We start from the raw sequence: 19,312 nt of genomic DNA, 5'->3' as shown, positions 1-19,312 counted from the left end.
GGCTAGGCGCCGAGCGCCGCCGCTGCGACCGCGAGCGCGACCCGCGCTCGCGGCTCCAGCGACGCGATCGACACGTGCTCGTGCGGGGCGTGCGCGCCACCCCCGCGCGGGCCGAGCCCGTCGATCGTCACCGGGATCGCCGCGGCGAAGTGGCTCGCGTCCGACGCCCCGCCGCGCGAACCCGCGTCGATCCGCGCGCCGAGCAGCTCGCCGGCGCGCCGCAGCACCGGCGCCGCGGTCTCGCGCGCGTCCATCCCGGGCCACTTGCGCAGGAGCTCGGCCTCGAGCCGGACGCCGTCGACGCTCTCGGGGATCGCGGCCATCACCCTGTCGAACGCTTCGGCGCTGCGGGCGCGCAGGTCGCCGATGAGCTCGCCGGCCGCCGGCACGACGTTGAACGCGTCGCCCGAGCGCAGGATCGTCGGGACCGACGTGAGGTGCTGGGGCCCGTGCGGGTCGGCCGTCCCGGCGATCGCCTGCGCGGCGGTCGCCAGCGCGAGCAGCGCGTTGGCGCCCTTCTCCGGCGCCGAGCCCGAGTGCGCCTCGCGCCCGAACGCGCGCACGCGCACCGTGCCTGCCGCCTTGCGCCGCACCACAACGCCCTCCTCCCCGTGCGGGCCGTGCTGGCCGGCCTCGAAGCACAGGCAGGCGTCGAAGCCGGCGAATCGTTCGGTGTGAGCGAACGGGACGACGCGCCACTCCTCGTCGTTGACCAGCAGCAGCGCGATCTCCGCGAACCCCGGCCCGTCGCCCTCCGCGAACGCCTTGAGGACGCCGATCGCGAGCACGTCGCCGCCCTTCATGTCGGCGGTGCCCGAGCCGTTGAGCCGGTCCCCCTCGATCGTCATCGGGCGGTGGTCGGCGTGGCCGATGACCGTGTCGAGGTGCCCGACGAGCAGGATGCGGCCCGTGCCGGTGTCACTCCGCAGCCGCACGACGAGGTCGTCGGCGTGGTCGGGCGACGAGCACGGGACGCGCTCGACCGTCGCCGCGTCCGGCAGCAGCGCGCGCACGGCGGCGATGGCAGCCTCCGCGCCGGCGACATCGCCGGACGGCGAGGAGATGTCGACGAGCGCGCGGAGCTGCTCCGGCGCCTCGGCGGCGATCCGTGCGGCGTGCTGCGCGATCCAGGCCGTCGGCATGAGCGGCCACGATATCCCGCGCCGTGGCAAGCTCCCGGGCCGTGTCCGCGTCGTGGCTCTCCGACCTGCTCACCGCGGACGTGCGCGACGAGGGCCACGGGATCGTGAGCGCGCTGCCCGCGGCCGCGCCGGGCGCCGGGCGGTTCGAGGGGCTGTACGGCGCGCTGTACGACCGGGTGATCCAGGACGACCGCGTCCGGCGGCTGGCGCCGATCGCGTACGGCGACGTGGGCCCGATCACCGACCTCGACGGGTTCGTCGGCCGCGTCGCGGCCCAGACGACGCCGCGGCGCGGGAGGGAGGCCGGGGTGCTGCTCGACGTTCCGAGCGGCGGCGGGACGCTGCTTCCGCTCCTCGCGCGGCAGGGCTACGCGGGGCGCGTGATCGCCGCCGACCTCGGCGTGGCGATGCTCGAGCGCGCGGCGCAGGTGGCGGCGCGGACGCCGCTCGACGTCGCGCTCCTGCGGGCCGACGCGACCGCGCTCCCGCTCAGCGACGGGGCGGCCGACGCGGCGGTGTCGCTCAACGGGCTCCACGTGATGCCCGACCCGCGCGCGTTCCTGCTGGAGCTGGGTCGCGTGGTGCGCCCGCGCGGCCGGCTGTGGCTCGTGACGCTCGTCAGCGGCGGCTCGCGCCGGGCGGACGCGGTCGTGGTCGCGGGGCGGCTGGCCGGGATCCTCCCCGGCACGCCGCCCACGCGTCCGACGCTCCTGCGGTGGTTGGCCGACGCCGGGTTCGCGGCGCCCGCGCCGCTGGGCGGCGCGGGCCTGATCGGGATCGCCGCGACCCGGCGCTAGATGCTCAGCGGCGCGGGAGGCGCAGCGTCACGCGGCGCACGGCCTCGGCGACGTTGCCGGCGCCGTCGGTCGTCACGGCGGTGACGCGGACGGCGAGCGTCCGGTTGCGGAACAGCCGTGCGACGCCAGACGGGAGCCGCACGGTCACGTTGCGCGTCTGGCCCGGGTTGAGCCGCGCCGTCGCCGTTCCGAGCAGCAGCCGCACGCGCAGGCTGCCGACGCGCACGGTCGCGTTGGTGGTCACGGCGAGGGCGACGCGGCAGCCGCCGGTCTCGGTCGCCGGACAGCTCATCGACAGCCGGAACGAGCGCCGGTTGCGCGCCACCGTCGCCCTGGTGCTGCGGACCGTCGCCGCGAACGCCCGGGTGTCGACCACCGGCGGGACCACGACCGGGATCGGCGTCGCGTCGAGGCCCTCGCACCCGATCACGACGTCGACGATGCTCGAGTCGGTCTGCGCCGCGTCGACGCCGTCACCGCACCGGACGAGGTCGCCGATGGTGTCGCGCGCGAGCAGCGAATCGTTGCCGGACTGGCCGTCGAGCAGGTCGCGCCCGCCGCCGCCGGTGCCCGTGTCGTTGCCCGAGCCGCCGAAGAACGCGTCGTCGCCGTCGCCGCCGGTGAACGTATCGTTCCCCTGGCCGCCGTCGAACGTCACGCCGAGCGGCACGCCCGCCCCGACGCTGAACGTGTCGTCGCCGCCCAGGCCGGCCACGCCGATCGTCTCCGCGGTCGTGATGTTGAGGCCGAACGGGACGAGGTTCGTCCGGTCGAACCGCGCACCACCGGGCGTGGGCACGAGCGTGAACGCATCGCCGCCGCCGAGCGCGCCGTTGACCTCGACCTTGTCCTGGCCGAGCCCGCCGTCCATGTTGTCGGTGCCGTCGCCGTTGTTCCAGACGAGCGTGTCGTCGTCGGCGTCGCCGTTCATGGTGTCGCCGCCCTGGTTGCCGATCAGGCGGTCGATGCCGTCGCCGCCGTTGATCGTGTCGGCGCCCTCGGTGCCGCCCAGCACGTCGTTGCCGGCGCCGCCGCTGATGGTCGACGCGCCGCTGGTCAGGTCCTCGCGCGCGAAGAGCACCGTGTCGTCACCGCCGGCGGTGTTGATGACGAAGTTCGCGGCCGCCGCCGCGACGGGGTCGTTGCCCGCGGCGACCGTGTTGAAGTCGGTGCTCGAGTTGAACCCTCCGCCCGTCTGGTTGTGCGTGAGGACCCCGCCCGCCTGGCCGATGATCAGCGTCTCTGCCGTGTCATCCCCGGTCATCGTGACCGTCGTGCCTGTGATGGTGCTCGTGAACGCCGCCGATGCGACACCAGGCACCGCGAGCGCGGCGGTGCACAGGAACACCACCGCGACAAGAGCTCGTGTGGATCGTGACATGAGCACGACCCTCCCGCACCGGCGCGGCCCGGTGCAAGGACATGCGTGCGCAGCGCCACACGCATCCGTGTGGCGCTGCGCACGCGAAGCGGCGGAGCTAGTCCCCCAGGACGGTGCCGAGGCGCCGCTCGAGCGCGGCGGCCAGGGCCTCGCGCACGGGGCCCTCCTCGAACCGCTCGACCAGCTCGGCGAGGAAGCCCTCGACGACGAGCCGCTCGGCGACCGGCTGCGTCAGCCCGCGCGAGCGCAGGTAGAAGAGCTGGTCGGGATCGATCTGCGCGATCGCCGCCGCGTGCGTGCAGCGCACGTCGTTGGCGAGGATCTCCAGGCCCGGGATCGCGTCCGCGTGGGCCTTCTTGGAGAGCAGGAGGTTGCGCGACTCCTGGAACGCGTCGGTCTGCTGCGCGCCCGGGTCGACCTTGATCATCCCGCGCCAGACGACGCTGGAGCGGTCGCCGAGGATGCCGCGGAACGCGAGGTCCGAGACGCAGTTGGCGGCCGCGTGCTCCTGCGTGGTGTCGAAGTCCAGGTGCTGACGCCCGCGGGTCGCGTAGGCGCCGGTGACCTTGCCGGTCGCGCCCTCGCCCTCGAGGATCGTGTTCTGGAACACCTTGCCGTTGGCGGAGCCGAAGCCGAGCACGACCCAGTCGAGCGTGCCGTCGCGCTCCACGCGGGCGCGCTGGCGGCCGAAGACCCACGACTTCTCGTCGAGGTCCTGCGCGCTCAGGAAGCGGAGCGTCGCGTTCTGGCCGACGATGAGCTCGAAGACGACGTTCACGAGGCCGTCGGTGGCGGCGAGCTGCTGCTCCCACACCTCGGCGTGCGCGCCCTCCTCCAGCACGACCAGCACACGCCAGTTCAGGGCGCTGCCCTGCTGGGCCTGGATCGCGTTGAGGACGACCGGCGCGTCGAGCTGCGTGTTGCGCGGGACGTAGACGAACGCGCCGCCCTCCCACTCCGCCGCGTTGCGCGCGACGAACGGATCGGCGTCGTCGACGACCGTGCCGAGGTACTTGTCGACGAGGTCGCCGTGCTCCTCGACCGCCTGCGACAGCGGCATGACGAGGGGACCCTCGGAGACCGCCTTCTCCACGCGCTGCCACGCGCCGTCGACCTGCGTGAGCACCACGGCGCCCTCGGGCGCCGGCAGCACGGGCTCCGGCACCTCGATGGTCGCGGGCGTCGCGTCGGCCTTCGGGAACGAGGCGAGGTCGAACTTCCTCAGCTCGGTGAACTCCCAGCCGGGCGTGCCCTTGTGCTGCGGGAGGTCGAGCGCCCGCCAGTCCGTAGCGGTGGCACTAGCCAATGGAACCCTCCATCTGGAGCTCGATGAGGCGGTTCATCTCGACCGCGTACTCCATCGGGAGCTCCTTGACGATCGGCTCGATGAAGCCGTTGACGATGAGCTTCGAGGCCTCCTCCTCGTCGATGCCGTGCGACTGGAGGTAGAACAGCTGCTCCTCGCCGACCTTCGACACGGTGGCCTCGTGTCCGACGTCCACGTCGTCCTCGCCGATGCGGATCGTCGGGTAGGTGTCCGACCGCGAGTCCTCGTCGAGGAGCAGCGCGTCGCAGACGACCTTCGACCGCGAGCCGTGCGCACCCTTGGCGACCTCGAGGAGGCCGCGGTACGAGGACCGGCCGCCGTCCTTGGAGATCGACTTGGCGAAGATGTTGGACGTCGTGTTGGGCGCGGCGTGGATGATCTTGCCGCCCGCGTCCTGGTGCTGGCCCTTGCCGGCGAACGCGATGGACAGGATCTCGCCGTGCGCCCGCTCGCCCGTGAGGTAGACGGACGGGTACTTCATCGTGAGCTTGGAGCCGAGGTTGCAGTCGACCCACTCCACGGTCGCGTCGCGCTCGGCGACGGCCCGCTTGGTCACGAGGTTGAAGACGTTCTGCGACCAGTTCTGGACGGTCGTGTAGCGGATGCGCGCGCCGGGCTTGGCGATCAGCTCGACCACCGCGGAGTGCAGCGAGTCCGAGCTGTACGTCGGAGCGGTGCAGCCCTCGACGTAGTGCACGTACGAGCCCTCGTCGGCGATGATGAGCGTCCGCTCGAACTGGCCCATGTTCTCCGTGTTGATCCGGAAGTAGGCCTGGAGCGGCATCTCGACGGAGACGCCCGGCGGGACGTAGACGAACGAGCCGCCCGACCACACGGCGCTGTTGAGCGCGGCGAGCTTGTTGTCGTTCGCCGGGATGATCGAGGCGAAGTACTCGCGGACGAGGTCCTCGTGCTCGCGCAGGCCCGAGTCCATGTCGAGGAAGATCACGCCCTGCTTCTCCAGGTCCTCGCGGACCTGGTGGTAGACGACCTCGGACTCGTACTGGGCGCCGACGCCGGCGAGGAACTTGCGCTCCGCCTCCGGGATGCCGAGGCGGTCGAACGTCTTCTTGACGTCCTCCGGCACGTCGTCCCAGGAGCGGGACGCCTTCTCGGACGCGCGGACGAAGTAGTGGATGTCGTCGAAGTCGACCTCCTCGAGCATCGGCGAGCCCCACGTGGGCATCGGCCGTGCGAGGAAGTGGTCGAGCGACTTCAGGCGGAACTCGCGCATCCACTGGGGCTCGTTCTTGAAGTCGCTGATCTTCTCGACGAGCTCGCGGGACAGGCCCTTCGGGGCCTTGTAGAGGTAGTTCTCCGCGTCGTGGAACCCGTAGCGCTCGGTGTAATCCGCGTTCAGGCTCTGAAGCGTCTCGGTTTCAGGGGTTGCAGCCATGGGTCTCCAATTCCTGCCTGGGGAATAGGAATTGTATCGGCCCGCACGTCACTTCCCGGGCCGGGTGGACTGTGCTGTCAGTCCACTTCGAGACGGACCATCCCGTCCTCGACCACGACGTCGAACGTCTCGACGGCCTGGTAGGCGGGAAGGTTGAGCGGCTGGCCGCTGCGCAGGTCGAACCACGAGCCGTGACGCGGGCACTCGACCCGGCATCGCTCCTGGTCCAGCTCGCCTTCGAGCAGGATGCCGTCGTCGTGCGAGCAGCGGTCCTCGATGGCCAGCAGCTCGCCGTTGCAGTTGACGACGGCGATCTCCAGGTCCTCCCACTCGACGACCCTGTGGGCGCCGGGGGGCAGGTCGGCGAGCGGGCACACGTCGATGGTCTCCGAGGGCACGCGCCGAGGATAGGCGCGCGCGAGGACGGGGCGCCGCGAGCCCGCCGCGACGCCCCGACGCCTCCTGCCCGGCCGTCAGTGGCCCACGCGGCAGGCCATCCACGCGTACGCGTGGTAGCCCGGGAACGCGGCCATCACGTCGCTCAGCCGGATCGTCCTCGTGCCGCGCCGGTCGTCGCTGACCATCACGCAGTCGTTCGCGATGCCGTGCGCCTCCTTGGCGTGCTCCACCGCCTCGATCGCCCCCTGCCAGTCGCCGGGGAACTCGGTGATCGAGTAGTTCCAGATCGACGCCTGGCCGCCGCCGATCGAGCTCGGGCTGATCGGGGTGTCGGCCCGCATGATCTGGTAGCAGCGGCCGGCGGTGATCGTGTTCGCGTTGGGCTGGTTCGAACCGAAGAACCAGATCTGCGAGCCGGGCGGCAGCCGGACCATCGACGTGCCGTCCCACCCGCCGTGGGCGCAGACGAAGAGCACCTGGCCGTTGGCGTTGCGGGTCGTGCGGTAGCGGAGCAGGCAGCGGTTCGGGCCGCCCTCGTCCATCGGCATGACGACCGCCCCTCAGACGCTCGCCCCGCCGAGGAAGTCGGCGGCGGTGAGGACGTTGACGCCGAGCACGGCCGGGTTGCCCGCGGGGCTCGTGGTGGTCGCGGTCATGTGGCCCTGGTCGTCGAACGTGACCTGGGTCGACATCCCGCCCTGCGCGCTGACCGAGAAGAACGGCCACACGCCGCCCGACGCCGCGGCGTGGATGTCCGTCTGGTCGTCGGTCGAGTACGTGGCGTCGGACGTCGTCGTGATCGTGATGCCGTCGACGACGACGAGCGAGCTGGCGAACCGCTGCATGTTCCCCGCGGTGCCGAACGTGCTCGCCCAGTTCGGCGTGCCCGCGACCCAGACCGTGTTGTCGGGCTGGTGGAACGCCATCCCGAAGGCGCCGCTGTTGTACCAGCCGGCCGGGATCGCGCGGAACGTGAAGACGCGCTGGAAGCTCGCGCTCACGGTGACGTGCGACGACGTCGCCTGCGCGCTCTGCTTGTCGTACCCGCCGCTCGCGGACGCGGAGAAGAAGTCGTACGCGCCGCTCACCTCCCCCGACGCCCACGTGTGGCTCGTGTCGGTGCTCGCCGTCGAGCTGTCGAACGCGACCGTGCCCGCCGTGGCGTGCTGCAGGTCGTCGAACAGGTCGTCGATCGTGTGGGTGAAGTCGGGCGTCCGGGCCGGCGGCCCGAGGTACCGCGCGACGGCCTCCTGCGCGAGGTAGATCGGGTCGAGCGCCGCCGCCATCAGCGCCTGGCGGCCCGGGACGACCTTGTCGGGGTAGTGGATCTGCGCCCAGCGGACGAACGACTGGACCAGGTCCGCGCTCGGGTCGAGCGTCGCCGCGTACTTGACCCACGGCTGGTAGGCGTCCTTCAGCGCGTCCCGGACGCGGTACTGGCCCTGCGACTGCAGCTGGGCGACGACCGCGGCGTAGTCCGAGAAGAACTGGTTGCCGCCCGCCGCCGAGTACTGCGCCGTGAGGCTGGCAGGCGGGATGAGGTTCAGCAGCTCCCACAGCTGGGCCGACGTGGTGCCGACCGGGGCCATGGGCTGCCAGGTCTGGAAGTGCTGCGGGTCGAGGTTGAGACCCGTGACGAGCGCGTTGTACCAACCGGACTGCAGGTTGGCCATCGCCTCGTTGCCGCTGCTCTGCGAGGTACTCACCGCTGCTCCTTGGTGGAGGGGAATTTCGCGGTGACGCTAAGCCGAGCGTGCAGGGTCGACCAGTGACACATACACGCAACACACGGACGTGTCTCACACGTTCGGACGACACCCGCGCACAGCCGAGCGCGGCGGTGGGAAGGTCGGGTGTCGTGGAGGCGCTCGACGGCTACGACTCGATGACCCTGCTGCGGGAGCTGACGCGCCGGGTCCAGCGGCGGGCGGACGCCGTGCCCACCCACACGTTCTGACGTCGCGGTCGACGGGTGGGCGTGGCACGCCGAGCGGCTGGAGCGCCGCGGCGTGCCACGGCTCTCCCCCCGCGAGCTCGAGATCGCCGAGATGGTCGCCGACGGCATGACGAACAAGGCCATCGCCTTCCGACTCGGCATCTCGACGTGGACCGTGTCCGCGCACCTGCGGCGCGCCTTCGAGAAGCTCGAGGTCAACTCGCGTGCCGCGATGGTGGCCCGCCTGCGGGCCTCTCCGCAGCTCGAGCGGAGGGCGCGGGCGATGCCGTGAGCGTCAGTTCAGGACGGCCTGCAGCCCGTGGCGCTCGGCCTCGACCCGAGCGCGCAGGGGCGCCGCGAGCGGGAGCTTCAGCCGCAGGTCCGCCGCGCGGATCGCCAGGCCGATGTCGCCGCCCCGCACGGCGCGCTCGATGATCGTCGCCAACGCGGAGAACGCGATCTGGTGGCCGCACCGCGGCTTGAAGCGCTGCCGCTCGTCGCGGGTGAGCGCCCGCAGCCCGCGCTCAGGGTCGTAGGCGGCGGCCGCGCCGTCCTCGCGGTGGACGACGACGTGGTGGCGCCCGTCGCCGGCGACGGCGAGGTCGAGCCCGGCCCGCGCGCCCGCCTCCGCCGCGACGGCGCAGAGCAGGAGCGGCGTGCCGCACCAGGTCGCGAGCACCTGGTCGACGAGCAGGTCGCCCACTCCGACGTGCGCGTCGGAGAGCGTGAACGGCTCCATCGCGCCGGTGATCGTCTCGAGCTGCCCCGCCGGCCCGCTGCACCGGGCGAAGATCGCGCAGGCGGCGAGGGCCCCCAGGTCGTCCTCGACCGCGTTCTGGTCCACGTGGTGCAGCGCCCCTGCCATGTCGAGCAGGACGCGCGCCGGCCGGCAGCTCGCGCACATCGCTAGTCGTCGCCCTCCGTCATGTCTTAGGGCACCCTAACGGATGATCACGCGTGGGGCGGCGCCGACCCGCGCCGCCCCACGCGCCGGGCGCTACGGGAAGGCGATCGAGATGTCGCCGAACGCCTGGCCCGCGCTGTACGAGCCGTTCGAGCCGCCGTTGAACACCTCGGCGCCGCCGCTGGTCAGCAGCGCCGGGACGTTCTCGTAGATCGTCTCACCGTCGTCCCCGGGCTCCGCCGCGGTGGCGTTGTCGAGGTCGAGCGTGAGGATGTTGCGGCGGTCGCTGACGACCGCGCCGAAGAGCGGGTCGTACGAGACGTCGGCGGCGATCGTCACCTGGTCGGGCGACGAGGTGCTGCGCGTCGCGGTGAGGTTGCCGATCGTGATGTGGATGAAGTGCGCGTCCACGTCGAACGCGATCTGGCCCGAGTGGTTGCGGACCGTCGCGGTGGACGTGCCACCGACCACCGGCACGCCGTACGTGTTCGACCCGAGCGACGACCACGAGGTCGTGATCGGCTGGGCGTTCTTCCACAGCGGGTTGTTGATGTAGTTGACCCAGCCGGACCGGAGCTCCCAGTCGGTCTGGCTGAGCGACGCCGCCGAGGCGACGGACGGGACGGCGAACGCGAGCGCGGCGACGAACGCCGCCGCGAGCACGGCGACGCGACCGCACGAGCGGTTGGACTGCGACATGTGGCCTCCCTCCCTGGTGGAGGTCGAGTGGATGAACGCGCCGGACGGACTCCCTTGCCGCCCGGCGCGGCGCCACCGTATTAGGGTGCCCTAACTTCTGTCAAGCGCCCGTGGACAAGCGCGTGTCCCTCCGTTAGGTTGGCCTAAGTTAGGCGATCCTAACGTACGCACACCCACCCGTTTCTGGAGTCTCGCCTCACCATGCACCGAACGACGGGCCACGGCCGGCCCGCCCTGCTCCTGGCACGCCTCGCCGTCCTCGCGGCCGCCGCGCTCTGCCTCGCGCCCGCGACCGCCGCGGCGGCCATCCCCTTCGACCTGACCACCGTCCCCAAGCTGCGCGTCCTCGGCGCCGACGGCGCGGGCTCCGTGCACGCCGTCGCCGGCCGGTGCGACCTCGACGACGACGGGACGCCCGACCTGATCGTGGGCCAGCAGGACCTCAACCCGGACGCCCTCCCGATCGCGCCGGGCGGGGCCACGATCGTCTTCGGCGCCGCCGGCGACCTCGCCGACCGCGTGGTCCTGCGCGGGGATCCGGGCAAGGGCACCGAGGCGTCCGCCACCGGCGCGAGCGTCGCCTGCGGCGGTGACGTGAACGGCGACGGCGTCGACGACGCGCTCATCGGCGCGACCGGCTGGTCCCCCGTCGGCAGCCCTAACGGCCGCCACGGCGCGGTGTTCGTCGTGTTCGGCGGGAACGGCATCCGCGCGCTGCCGAGCATCGACCTCGCGAACCTCGGCGCGCGCGGCTTCCGCATCGAGGGCGTGTCGTACAGCGCGACGGTCGGCGTCCGCCTCGGCGCCTCGATCGCCGGGCTCGGCGACCTCGACGGCGACGGGAAGGACGAGATCGGCCTCGGCATCCCGGCCTGGCGCACCGGCCTCAGCCCGGCGCCGACGGGCATCGGCGCGGCCATGGTCGTCCGCGGCCGGTCCGCGACCACGAGCGTCGACCTGGCCGACCCGGCGTCGACGATGTTCCGGCTCACCGGGACGACGGCGAGCGACGCGCTCGGCCCGCTCGCCGCGCTCGACGACGTGGACGGCGACGACGTGCCCGACTTCGCGGTCGGCGCCCGCGGGTTCGACCACGACCCTGACGGGGGAGGCGCGGAGCCCGCCCGCACGAACGGCGGCGCGGTGCTCGTCGTGAGCGGCGCCGACGCCCAGGGCGCCCACACGGTCGCGCCCGGCGCGCTTCCCGCCCCGGTGCTGCGCGCGATCTACGGCGACGTCGCGGGCCGCGCGGCCGGCACCAGCGTGGCGGCCGCGGGCGACGTGAACGCCGACGGCGACCCGGACCTGCTCGTCGGGAGCGCGCCCGTCAGCACCGCCTCGGACGCCTACGCGGACGTGGTCTTCGGCGGTCCTACGACCCCGGTCGACCTCGGTGCCGCGCGCTCGGGCTTCCGCATCCGGAACCCGGCGAACGAGGACCTCCAGCCGGCCATCGGCGCGTTCGCCGGCGTCGGCGACGTCAGCGGCGACGGACGCGACGACGTGCTGGTCGGCTCCTCCGGCCAGAAGCGCGTGGCGCTCGTGTACGGCAAGTCCGACTTCCAGCCCATCTCGCTGCTGGCGCTCAACGCCTCTCGCGGTGCCCAGTGGGTGAGCGACACGTTCCCGATCATCGGCGGCGCCCTCGCCGGCACGGGCGACATGAACGGGGACGGCTTCGCCGACCTCGCGATCGGCGGCTCGGGGCTGACGTCGACGAGCGACACGAACGGCTTCGTGGACGTGCTCACGCTCCCCGATCCCGCCACGGGCGGCGGCACGCCCGTCGAGGAGGTGGACACCATCGTGGACTGGGGCGTCCGCGCGAACCTCCGCAACTACGTCTACGGCTCGTCGGGCGCGCCCGGCTACGTGCCCGGGGTCTCTCCGCCGCCGATCGTCGCGGACGACGGCGCGCTGTGCACGCCCAACCCCGACGTCGCCGTCGGCGGCTGCGACCCGGCGCGCAGGTCGGGCCTGAGCTGGCCCGTCGGCTTCCAGTGGACCCCGACCGGGGCCTCGCTCGACGTCGCGGGTGACACGGCGGTCGTCGCGACCCGCGGCCGCGTCGTGCTCAGCTACCCCGCGCACTGCTTCACGATCACCCTCCGCGACCCGCGCTGGACGCTGGCGGGCAGCCAGGCGAGCGTCAGCGTGCGGATCACCCAGGACATCGTCGAGGACTGCTCGGTGGCCGGCGCCCCGGGCGCGGTCTCCGGCGCGGACAGCGATGCGCGCGTGACGCTCGGGACGTTCCCGATCAGCGAGCGGATCGTCCGCGCCAAGACGGTGACGTGGAAGACCGAGCCGGGTGCGCTGGGCGAGGAGGGCAACAAGGTCCTCGCGCTGCTGTACGTGGGCGCGGAGCTCGATCCGGCGACGATCACCGTCTCGCGGACGATCGGCGCCCTGCCGTCGCTGGAGGGCGAGCTGGACGACGACGGGCGCGGCGGTGACGGGCCCGGGCCGACGGTCGAGAAGGTCGTCGAGCGGGTCGTGCCCGGGCCGGCCGCGCCGGCGGTCACGCAGCGTGTCTCGAGCAAGGGGCTGACCGCCACGGTCCGCGGCGCGAAGACCGGCAAGCGGCGCGTGAAGGTCACCCTGTCGCGGGCGCTCGGGCTCAACCCGCTGAAGGCCTACCGCGTGTGGCTGACCAAGGGCGGCAACCGCGTCGCCACCGGGTCGCTGGAGGGGACGGAGCTCGTGCTCACCGTCGCGCCTCGGCGGACGGTCACCGGCAAGGGCGCGAGCCGCCGGGTGCGGACCACGTACCCGCGGCTGAAGGGCACGTACACGCTGCGGCCCGCCACCGCCGGCTCGAAGCTGCCGACGGTGCTGGTGAAGCTCAGCTAGCCGCTAGAGGGTCGCGCTGCCCGGGGGCTTGACGCCCTCGGGCGTGTCGGCCTCCCAGTCGACCGCCGCGCCGAGCGCCGCGCTCTTGAGGACCTTCAGCGACAGGAGGCCGCACTTCAGCCGCGTGGCGCTGAGCTCGATGCCCAGCAGGTCGAGGATGAACTCCTTGTCGAGCCTGAGCAGCTCGTCGACCTTCATGCCCTTGACCTCGTCGGAGGCCAGCGAGGCGGACGCCTGCGAGATCGCGCAGCCGTGGCCGCTGAAGCGCAGGTCCTGCACCGTGTTGTCGTCGCCGACGACGATCTGGACCTTCAGCTCGTCGCCGCACAGCGGGTTGTTGTCCTCGAACTCGAGGTCGGCGCTCTCGAGCTCGCCCCAGTTGTGGGGGCGCTTGTAGTGCTCGAGGATCTGCTCGCGGTACAGGTCGTCCATCTGAAGCCTCAGTCTCCGAAGATCCGCTCGACCTCGCCCAGCGCCTCCACGAGACGGTCGACGTCGTCGCGGGTCGAGTGCACGGCGAACGACGCACGCGTCGTCGCGCCGACGCCCAGGCGCTTCATCAGCGGCTGCGCGCAGTGGTGGCCGGCCCGGACGCAGACGCCCTGGCGGCCGATGATGTCGGCGACGTCGTGCGGGTGCGCCTGCTCCATCGCGAAGGAGACGACCGCGCCGCGCGCGTCCGCGTCGGACGGCCCGAAGACGGTCAGCCCCGGCACGTCGGCCAGGCGCTCCAGCGCGTAGGCGGTGACGTCGCGCTCGTGCGCGCGGATCGCGTCGAGGCCCAGCTCCTGCATCCAGCGGATCGCGGCGCCCAGGCCGACGGCCTCGGCGATCGGCGACGTGCCGGCCTCGAACTTCGCGGGCACCTCGGCGAAGCGCACCTCGTCGAACGAGACGCTGGAGATCATGTGACCGCCGCTGATGAAGGGCGGCATCGCCTCCAGGATCTCGCGCTTGCCGTGGAGGATGCCGATGCCGGTCGGCGCGTACGCCTTGTGGCCGGTCCAGACGTAGAAGTCCGCGTCGAGCGCGCCGACGTCGACGGGGAGCTGCGGCACCGCCTGCGTGCCGTCCACGAGCACGACCGCGCCGGCGGCGTGCGCGCGGCGGACGATCTCCTCGACGGGGTTGATCGTGCCGAGCACGTTCGACACGTGCGTGACGGCGACGAGCTTCGGCCCGCGCTCCAGCGCCGCGTCGAGCTGGTCGAGGCGCAGCTGGCCCTCGTCGTCGACGTCGATCACGTCGAGCACGGCGCCGCGCTCGTCCGCGATGAGCTTGAGCGGCACGACGACCGAGTGGTGCTCCATCACGGAGACGACGACGCGGTCGCCGGGCTGCAGGTTCGCGCGGCCCCACGACTGGATCACGAGGTTCATCGCCGCGGTGGCGTTGCCCGTGAAGATCGTGTCGCGGCCGCTCCAGCCGACGAGCTCGGCGGCGACCGTGCGCGCGCCCTCGTACAGGTCCGTCGCCTCGACCGCGAGCGGGTAGACGCCGCGGTGCACCGACGCGTTGTGGTGCGACAGGAAGTCGGTCACCGCGTCGATGACGGCGCGCGGCTTCTGGGCCGTCGCGGCGCTGTCGAGGTAGACGAGGCCCTCCCGGTCCAGGACCGGGAACTGGCGGGCGACGGTGTCGAGGGCGAGCGTGCTCACCGGGTCACATCGCTCTCTACGCCGCGGCCGGCGCGCCGTACTGCTCGCGCAGCTTGGCGTAGCCCTCGCGCTCGAGCTGGTCGACGAGCTCCGGGCCGCCCTCGTGCGCGACGCGGCCGTCGAAGATGATCGAGACCCGGTCCGGCTTCACCATGTGCAGGATCCGCTGGTAGTGGGTGATGATCAGGACGCCCATGTCCGTCTCGGCCTTGACCTTGTTGACGGCGTTGGCGACGACGTTGAGCGCGTCGATGTCGAGGCCCGAGTCGGTCTCGTCGAGGATGGCGATCTCCGGGCGCTGCAGCGCGAGCTGGAGCATCTCCAGGCGCTTCTTCTCGCCGCCCGAGAAGCCCTCGTTGAGGTAGCGCGCCGCGAACTGCTTCGGCACGTTCGTCAGCTCCATCGCGGCCTCGGTCGTCTTGCGGAAGTCCTTGAGGGAGATGGGCTCCTCGCCCTTCGCCTCGCGGTGCGCGTTCTGCACCATCCGCAGGTACTTCGTGATCGTCACGCCCGGGACGCTGACCGGGTACTGGAAGGCCATGAAGAGGCCGAGGCGGGCGCGCTCGTCCGGATCGGCCTCCGTGACGTCCTCGCCGTTGAAGACGATCGTGCCCTCGGTGACCTCGAGGCTCGGGTGGCCCATGATCACGTTCGCGAGGGTGGACTTGCCGGAGCCGTTCGGACCCATCAGCGCGTGGATCTCGCCCTTGCGGACGGTGAGGTCCAGCCCCTTGAGGATCTGCTTGTCGCCCGCCTGGGCGTGGAGGTTCTTGATCTCGAGCATGAAGTCTCTGGTTCTCAGTGGTGGGTGACGAGCATCTGCTGGGAAGGCTGGCGCTGCGTGAACGCGACGAGCTCGGCGAGCGTCGTCTGCTGGAGCGCCTTGACGACGCTCCCCTGGACGCGGGTCCACAGCAGCTTGGTGGCGCACAGCTCGCCGTCCGTGTGGTGGTTGCACAGGACGCGCGAGCCGTCGACGGTGTCGTCGACGAAGCACGACATGGGCGCCACGCCGCCCTCGAGGGCCGCGATGACGTCGTCCATGCGGATCTCCTCCGCGGGCTGGGCCAGCCGGTAGCCGCCGTGGGCGCCGCGGGTGGACTCGACGAAGCCGCCCTTCTTCAGGAGCGCGACGATGCGCTCCAGGTAGGCGAGCGGGAGGCCCTCGGCCTCGGCGATGGACTTCAGCGAGATCGGGACCCCGCCATCCTGCTTGCCGAGCTCGACGAGGAGCCGCACGCCATACTCGGCCTTCGTCGTGAAGATCACGCGTCAAATCCTACCGCGTGAGTCGGGATCGCCCGGGGGCCTGTGCGCATCGTCTCAGCCGCTGCGGCAGACTGACCCGATGGAGCTGATCGAGAGGCTCGACGCGCTCGCACGCCGCGTCGACGAGGCCAAGGCCGCCGCCGAGACCATCGCCGAGGGCGACCCGACCGCGATGAGCGAGCTGGGCGCGGAGGTCGACGCGATGGCCGAGGACATCGCCGCGCTGAAGGCGCTGACGGCCGGCCCGCCCTCCGCCGCGTAGGCCCCGCCCGCCGTCGCGGCCGGCCCGGTCCGCCGGAAGCTGGCGCGAAAACAGGGCTTGACCCTGACGTTACGTCAGGGTCTTAGATGCCCGGCATGACCTACGGAAGCACCGCGATCGAGGTGGCCGGACTGCGCAAGTCCTACGGCGACCACCAGGTGATCGCGGGCATCGACCTGACCGTGCCGGACGGCACCGTCTACGCCCTGCTCGGCCCGAACGGCGCCGGCAAGACCACCACCGTCAACATCCTCTCCACGCTGCTGACCGCCGACGCGGGGACGCTTCGCGTGGCGGGCCACGACGTGCGCCGGGAGCCCGAGCGCGTGCGCGCGGCGATCGGCGTCACGGGCCAGTTCTCGGCGATCGACGAGCTGCTGACCGGCCGCGAGAACCTGCGGCTGATGGCCGACCTGGCCCACCTCGACCGGGCCGCCGTGCCCGGCGCCGTGACCGAGATGCTCGAGCGGCTGGACCTCGTGGACGCCGCCGACCGGCCCGCCCAGACCTACTCCGGCGGCATGAAGCGGCGGCTCGACCTGGCGATGACGCTGATCGCGAGGCCGCGGCTGATCTTCCTCGACGAGCCGACGACCGGCCTCAACCCGCGCAGCCGCCGCGAGCTGTGGGCGATCGTGCGGGAGCAGGTCGCCGACGGCGTGACCGTGCTGCTGACGACGCAGTACCTCGACGAGGCCGACCACCTGGCCGACCGGATCGGCATCCTCGACGGCGGGCGGCTGGTCGCCGAGGGCACCGCCGCCGAGCTCAAGCGCCGCGTCCCGGGCGGGCACGTGGCGGTGCAGTTCGCCGACGCCGCCGGCCTGGCCGCGGCCGCGGCGGCGCACCCCGACGCGGTGGCGAACGACGAGACGCTCACGCTGCAGGTCCCGAGCGACGGCAGCGTCAGCGGCCTGCGCCGGGTCCTCGACGGGCTCGACGACGACGGCGTCGCCGCCGTGACCGTCCAGAACGCCGATCTGGACGACGTGTTCCTCGCGCTCACCGGCCACGCGGCCGAGGCGCCCACCCCTGAAGAGATCTCCGCATGAGCACCTTCACCGTCCGCGACTCGGCCACGATGCTGCGCCGCAACCTGCTGCACATCCGCCGCTACCCGTCGCTGTCGATCATGCTGGTCGCCCAGCCGATCCTGTTCCTGCTGCTCTTCGTCTACGTGTTCGGTGGGACGCTGGGCGCCGGCCTGCCGGGGCAGGCGGGCATCGGCGACCGCGACGACTACCTCGTGTACATCACCCCCGGCATCCTGATCATGACCGTCGCCAGCGTGGCGCTCGGCACCGCGATCGCGACCGCCACCGACATGACCACCGGCATCATCGCCCGCTTCCGCACGATGGACATCGCGCAGGTGTCGGTGCTCACCGGTCATGTGCTGGGCGCCGTCATCAAGACCGTCCTCGCGCTCGTCGTCGTGATCGCGTTCGCGTTCCTGCTCGGGTTCGGCTCCGACGCCGGCCTGCTGGAGTGGCTCGGCGCCTTCGGCCTCCTGGTGCTCCTGGCGTTCGCCCTCACCTGGCTCACCGTCGGGCTCGGGCTCGCGGCCGACAGCGTCGAGACCGCGAGCAACACCCCGATGTTCCTCGTGCTGCTGCCGTTCATCAGCAGCGGCTTCGTCCCGACCGACGCGATGCCGTGGGGCGTGCGGCACTTCGCCGAGCACCAGCCCTTCACCCCGATCATCGACACGCTGCGCGCGCTCGTCACCGGCGCCCCGACGGACTCCGACCTGTGGCTCGCGATCGGCTGGTGCGTGGCGATCTCGCTGCTGGGCTTCCTCTGGTCCCGGCGGCTGTACCTCCGCGTACCCGCCAAGTAGGACTCCCCGGCGTGCTCACCATCGGCCAGCTCGCCGCGTACGCGGGCGTCACCGTCCGCGCGGTGCGCTTCTACCACCAGAAGGGCCTGCTGCCGGAGCCGGAGCGGGACGACTCCGGCTACCGGCGGTACGACGCCGGGAGCGTCGTCGAGCTGATCCGGATCCGGACGCTCGCCGACGCCGGCGTGCCGCTGGCGCGCATCGGCGAGCTGCTCACGGCCGACGCCGAGGCGTTCGCCGCCGCGATCGAGGACGTCGACCGCCGCCTCCAGGCCGAGATCCGGGAGAAGCGGCGCCACCGCGAGCGGATCGCCCAGCTCGCGGCCGGGGACAGCCTCGCGCTGCCCCCGGAGGCCGTCGCGTACCTGGAACGGATGCGCGGGCTCGGCTTCTCGGAGCGCGTCCTCGCCGCCGAGCGCGACGCCTGGATCCTGGTCGCGGCCAAGCTGCCCGACAGCATGCCGGCCTTCATGGCCTCCAAGCACGAGCAGCTCGAGGACCCGGCGACCCTGGCCCTCTACCGCGACATGTACACGGCGGTGGTCGACTGGGAGCGCGACGACCCCCGGCTGCCGGAGCTGGCCGACCGGCTGGCCGCGATCTTCGACGCGGTCAGCGACGCCGAGTGGGAGGCCAGCGCCGAGAACCCGATGGACGACGATCTCGTCGAGCTGCTCGACTCGATGTTCCTCACCGCCAGCCCGATCGCGGGCCGCCTGCGCGAGCTGCTCGAGGAGCGGGGCTGGCGGGGCTGGACGAAGCTCGAGCGCATCCCGCCGCGCTAGTCGCGCGGGATGCGGCAGGCCGCCGGGAGCGGCACCGACTCGTCCGGGTCGGGCAGCGCGGCCTCGCTCGGCACCGGGTTGAGCTTGCAGAACGCGTACGCGCCCGCGGGGAAGTCGACGACCGCGCGGAACGGGATGGCCAGCTCCCCTCGCGCGCCCGCCTGCGCGCCCGCGCCCTCGATCGCGCGCACGGACGAGAAGCAGTCGTAGGCGACCTTGCGGGCGGCGGGGTCGGCGCCGGGGCTGGGCGAGCACGACGCGGTGCGGGCGTCGGGGTCGAAGCGGGCGCGGGCATCCGCGCCGATCGCCTGCTCGATCTCCGCGACCACGGCCGCGCGGCCGGCCGACGTCGCGAACGTGCCGCGCTGCGCGCGCTGGTCGGCGGCCATCTTCGCCCGTCGCGCCTCGGCCCTGGCGTCCTGCTCCTCCTGCGCGCGGGCGGCGCGCTCGTCCTTGCCCGCGTCGATCTTCGGCGCGATGACGGCCAGCGCGGCGCCGCCGACCACGAGCAGCGCCAGCGCCCACAGCCCGACCTCGCGCCAGGGCACCGGCGGGACGCGCGCGCCGCGCGGGGGCGTCCACACGTGCAGCCACGCCCCGACGACCTCGAAGCGCGAGAGCTTGGGCGGCTCGTCCTCGATCGATCTCACCAGCAGATAGCCTC

Annotated in this window: 21 protein-coding genes; 7 read left to right on the top strand and 14 right to left on the bottom strand. The window is 72.5% G+C overall.

Annotated elements, in window-relative coordinates; genetic code table 11:
* Positions 1-2: 2 nt before the first annotated feature.
* Entirely contained in the window at positions 3-1,142 is a 1,140-nt protein-coding gene (locus tag AC1UE5_RS10505; RefSeq protein ID WP_482922912.1) for a M20/M25/M40 family metallo-hydrolase, read from the bottom strand.
* Between the two features lie 23 nt (positions 1,143-1,165).
* Here AC1UE5_RS10505 and AC1UE5_RS10500 point away from each other — a divergent pair, with 23 nt between their 5' ends.
* Positions 1,166-1,939, top strand: coding sequence for a class I SAM-dependent methyltransferase (locus AC1UE5_RS10500; RefSeq protein WP_482922910.1), 774 nt, complete (start codon positions 1,166-1,168; stop codon positions 1,937-1,939).
* 4 nt (positions 1,940-1,943) lie between these two features.
* Here AC1UE5_RS10500 and AC1UE5_RS10495 read toward each other — a convergent pair whose 3' ends face one another.
* The 6 genes from AC1UE5_RS10495 to AC1UE5_RS10470 all read right to left on the bottom strand — a co-directional run bounded on the left by AC1UE5_RS10495 (position 1,944) and on the right by AC1UE5_RS10470 (position 8,148).
* The gene (locus AC1UE5_RS10495) at positions 1,944-3,203 is read right to left on the bottom strand and encodes a calcium-binding protein (protein ID WP_482922908.1); all 1,260 of its coding nucleotides are present in this window, start codon (positions 3,201-3,203) and stop codon (positions 1,944-1,946) included.
* 214 nt (positions 3,204-3,417) lie between these two features.
* The gene (gene sufD, locus AC1UE5_RS10490) at positions 3,418-4,626 is read right to left on the bottom strand and encodes a Fe-S cluster assembly protein SufD (RefSeq protein WP_482922906.1); all 1,209 of its coding nucleotides are present in this window, start codon (positions 4,624-4,626) and stop codon (positions 3,418-3,420) included.
* The gene (sufB, locus tag AC1UE5_RS10485; RefSeq protein ID WP_482922904.1) at positions 4,619-6,043 is read right to left on the bottom strand and encodes a Fe-S cluster assembly protein SufB; all 1,425 of its coding nucleotides are present in this window, start codon (positions 6,041-6,043) and stop codon (positions 4,619-4,621) included. The genes sufD and sufB overlap by 8 nt, the downstream gene beginning before the upstream one ends.
* A 77-nt stretch (positions 6,044-6,120) precedes the next feature.
* A complete protein-coding gene (locus AC1UE5_RS10480; RefSeq protein ID WP_482922902.1) occupies positions 6,121-6,441 on the bottom strand; it encodes a Rieske (2Fe-2S) protein in 321 nt (106 codons plus the stop codon).
* 75 nt (positions 6,442-6,516) lie between these two features.
* Positions 6,517-6,990: a putative adhesin gene (locus AC1UE5_RS10475; RefSeq protein WP_482922900.1), complete on the bottom strand. Its 474-nt coding sequence runs from the start codon at positions 6,988-6,990 to the stop codon at positions 6,517-6,519.
* A 12-nt stretch (positions 6,991-7,002) separates the two neighbouring features.
* A complete protein-coding gene (locus tag AC1UE5_RS10470; protein WP_482922898.1) occupies positions 7,003-8,148 on the bottom strand; it encodes a hypothetical protein in 1,146 nt (381 codons plus the stop codon).
* A gap of 303 nt (positions 8,149-8,451) precedes the next feature.
* On the opposite strand from AC1UE5_RS10470, the gene AC1UE5_RS10465 reads away from it, so the two are divergent.
* On the top strand, positions 8,452-8,670 hold the full coding sequence (locus tag AC1UE5_RS10465; protein ID WP_482922896.1) for a helix-turn-helix domain-containing protein: 219 nt from the start codon (positions 8,452-8,454) through the stop codon (positions 8,668-8,670).
* A gap of 3 nt (positions 8,671-8,673) precedes the next feature.
* On the opposite strand, the gene AC1UE5_RS10460 is transcribed toward AC1UE5_RS10465, so the two are convergent.
* Together AC1UE5_RS10460 and AC1UE5_RS10455 are read right to left on the bottom strand one after the other, a co-directional pair.
* Complete coding sequence (locus AC1UE5_RS10460; protein WP_482922894.1) at positions 8,674-9,282, bottom strand: hypothetical protein; 609 nt, start codon at positions 9,280-9,282, stop codon at positions 8,674-8,676.
* Between the two features lie 93 nt (positions 9,283-9,375).
* Positions 9,376-9,981: an HtaA domain-containing protein gene (locus AC1UE5_RS10455; protein ID WP_482922892.1), complete on the bottom strand. Its 606-nt coding sequence runs from the start codon at positions 9,979-9,981 to the stop codon at positions 9,376-9,378.
* A 201-nt stretch (positions 9,982-10,182) separates the two neighbouring features.
* On the opposite strand from AC1UE5_RS10455, the gene AC1UE5_RS10450 reads away from it, so the two are divergent.
* A complete protein-coding gene (locus AC1UE5_RS10450) occupies positions 10,183-12,834 on the top strand; it encodes an HtaA domain-containing protein (RefSeq protein WP_482922890.1) in 2,652 nt (883 codons plus the stop codon).
* Between the two features lie 3 nt (positions 12,835-12,837).
* Here the strand turns inward: AC1UE5_RS10450 and sufU are convergent, their stop codons facing one another.
* From sufU to AC1UE5_RS10430, 4 genes are read right to left on the bottom strand one after another with little or no spacing between them, the layout of a single operon-like run.
* Entirely contained in the window at positions 12,838-13,266 is a 429-nt protein-coding gene (gene sufU, locus AC1UE5_RS10445; RefSeq protein ID WP_482922888.1) for a Fe-S cluster assembly sulfur transfer protein SufU, read from the bottom strand.
* 8 nt (positions 13,267-13,274) lie between these two features.
* Positions 13,275-14,492 carry an aminotransferase class V-fold PLP-dependent enzyme gene (locus AC1UE5_RS10440; RefSeq protein ID WP_482922886.1) on the bottom strand — a complete coding sequence of 406 codons (1,218 nt, stop codon included), beginning with the start codon at positions 14,490-14,492 and terminating at the stop codon, positions 13,275-13,277.
* Positions 14,493-14,508: 16 nt separating this feature from the next.
* Positions 14,509-15,276 carry a Fe-S cluster assembly ATPase SufC gene (gene sufC, locus AC1UE5_RS10435; protein WP_482922884.1) on the bottom strand — a complete coding sequence of 256 codons (768 nt, stop codon included), beginning with the start codon at positions 15,274-15,276 and terminating at the stop codon, positions 14,509-14,511.
* A 14-nt stretch (positions 15,277-15,290) separates the two neighbouring features.
* Complete coding sequence (locus AC1UE5_RS10430; RefSeq protein ID WP_482922882.1) at positions 15,291-15,761, bottom strand: RrF2 family transcriptional regulator; 471 nt, start codon at positions 15,759-15,761, stop codon at positions 15,291-15,293.
* A gap of 79 nt (positions 15,762-15,840) precedes the next feature.
* Here AC1UE5_RS10430 and AC1UE5_RS10425 point away from each other — a divergent pair, with 79 nt between their 5' ends.
* From AC1UE5_RS10425 to AC1UE5_RS10410, 4 genes are all read left to right on the top strand, one after another.
* A complete protein-coding gene (locus AC1UE5_RS10425) occupies positions 15,841-16,023 on the top strand; it encodes a hypothetical protein (protein ID WP_482922880.1) in 183 nt (60 codons plus the stop codon).
* A gap of 95 nt (positions 16,024-16,118) precedes the next feature.
* Positions 16,119-17,075, top strand: a complete 957-nt coding sequence (locus AC1UE5_RS10420; RefSeq protein WP_482922878.1) for an ABC transporter ATP-binding protein — start codon at positions 16,119-16,121, stop codon at positions 17,073-17,075.
* Complete coding sequence (locus tag AC1UE5_RS10415; protein ID WP_482922876.1) at positions 17,072-17,863, top strand: ABC transporter permease; 792 nt, start codon at positions 17,072-17,074, stop codon at positions 17,861-17,863. The genes AC1UE5_RS10420 and AC1UE5_RS10415 overlap by 4 nt, the downstream gene beginning before the upstream one ends.
* An 11-nt stretch (positions 17,864-17,874) precedes the next feature.
* Complete coding sequence (locus AC1UE5_RS10410; protein WP_482922874.1) at positions 17,875-18,648, top strand: MerR family transcriptional regulator; 774 nt, start codon at positions 17,875-17,877, stop codon at positions 18,646-18,648.
* Here the strand turns inward: AC1UE5_RS10410 and AC1UE5_RS10405 are convergent.
* The gene (locus AC1UE5_RS10405; protein ID WP_482922872.1) at positions 18,645-19,298 is read right to left on the bottom strand and encodes a hypothetical protein; all 654 of its coding nucleotides are present in this window, start codon (positions 19,296-19,298) and stop codon (positions 18,645-18,647) included. The two genes, AC1UE5_RS10410 and AC1UE5_RS10405, sit on opposite strands and share 4 nt — an antisense overlap.
* Between the last annotated feature and the right edge of the window lie 14 nt (positions 19,299-19,312).

The organism is Parviterribacter multiflagellatus, from assembly GCF_056863265.1.
Note: the sequence above shows the minus strand (reverse complement) of the source record. Positions and strands in the feature narration are given on the sequence as shown.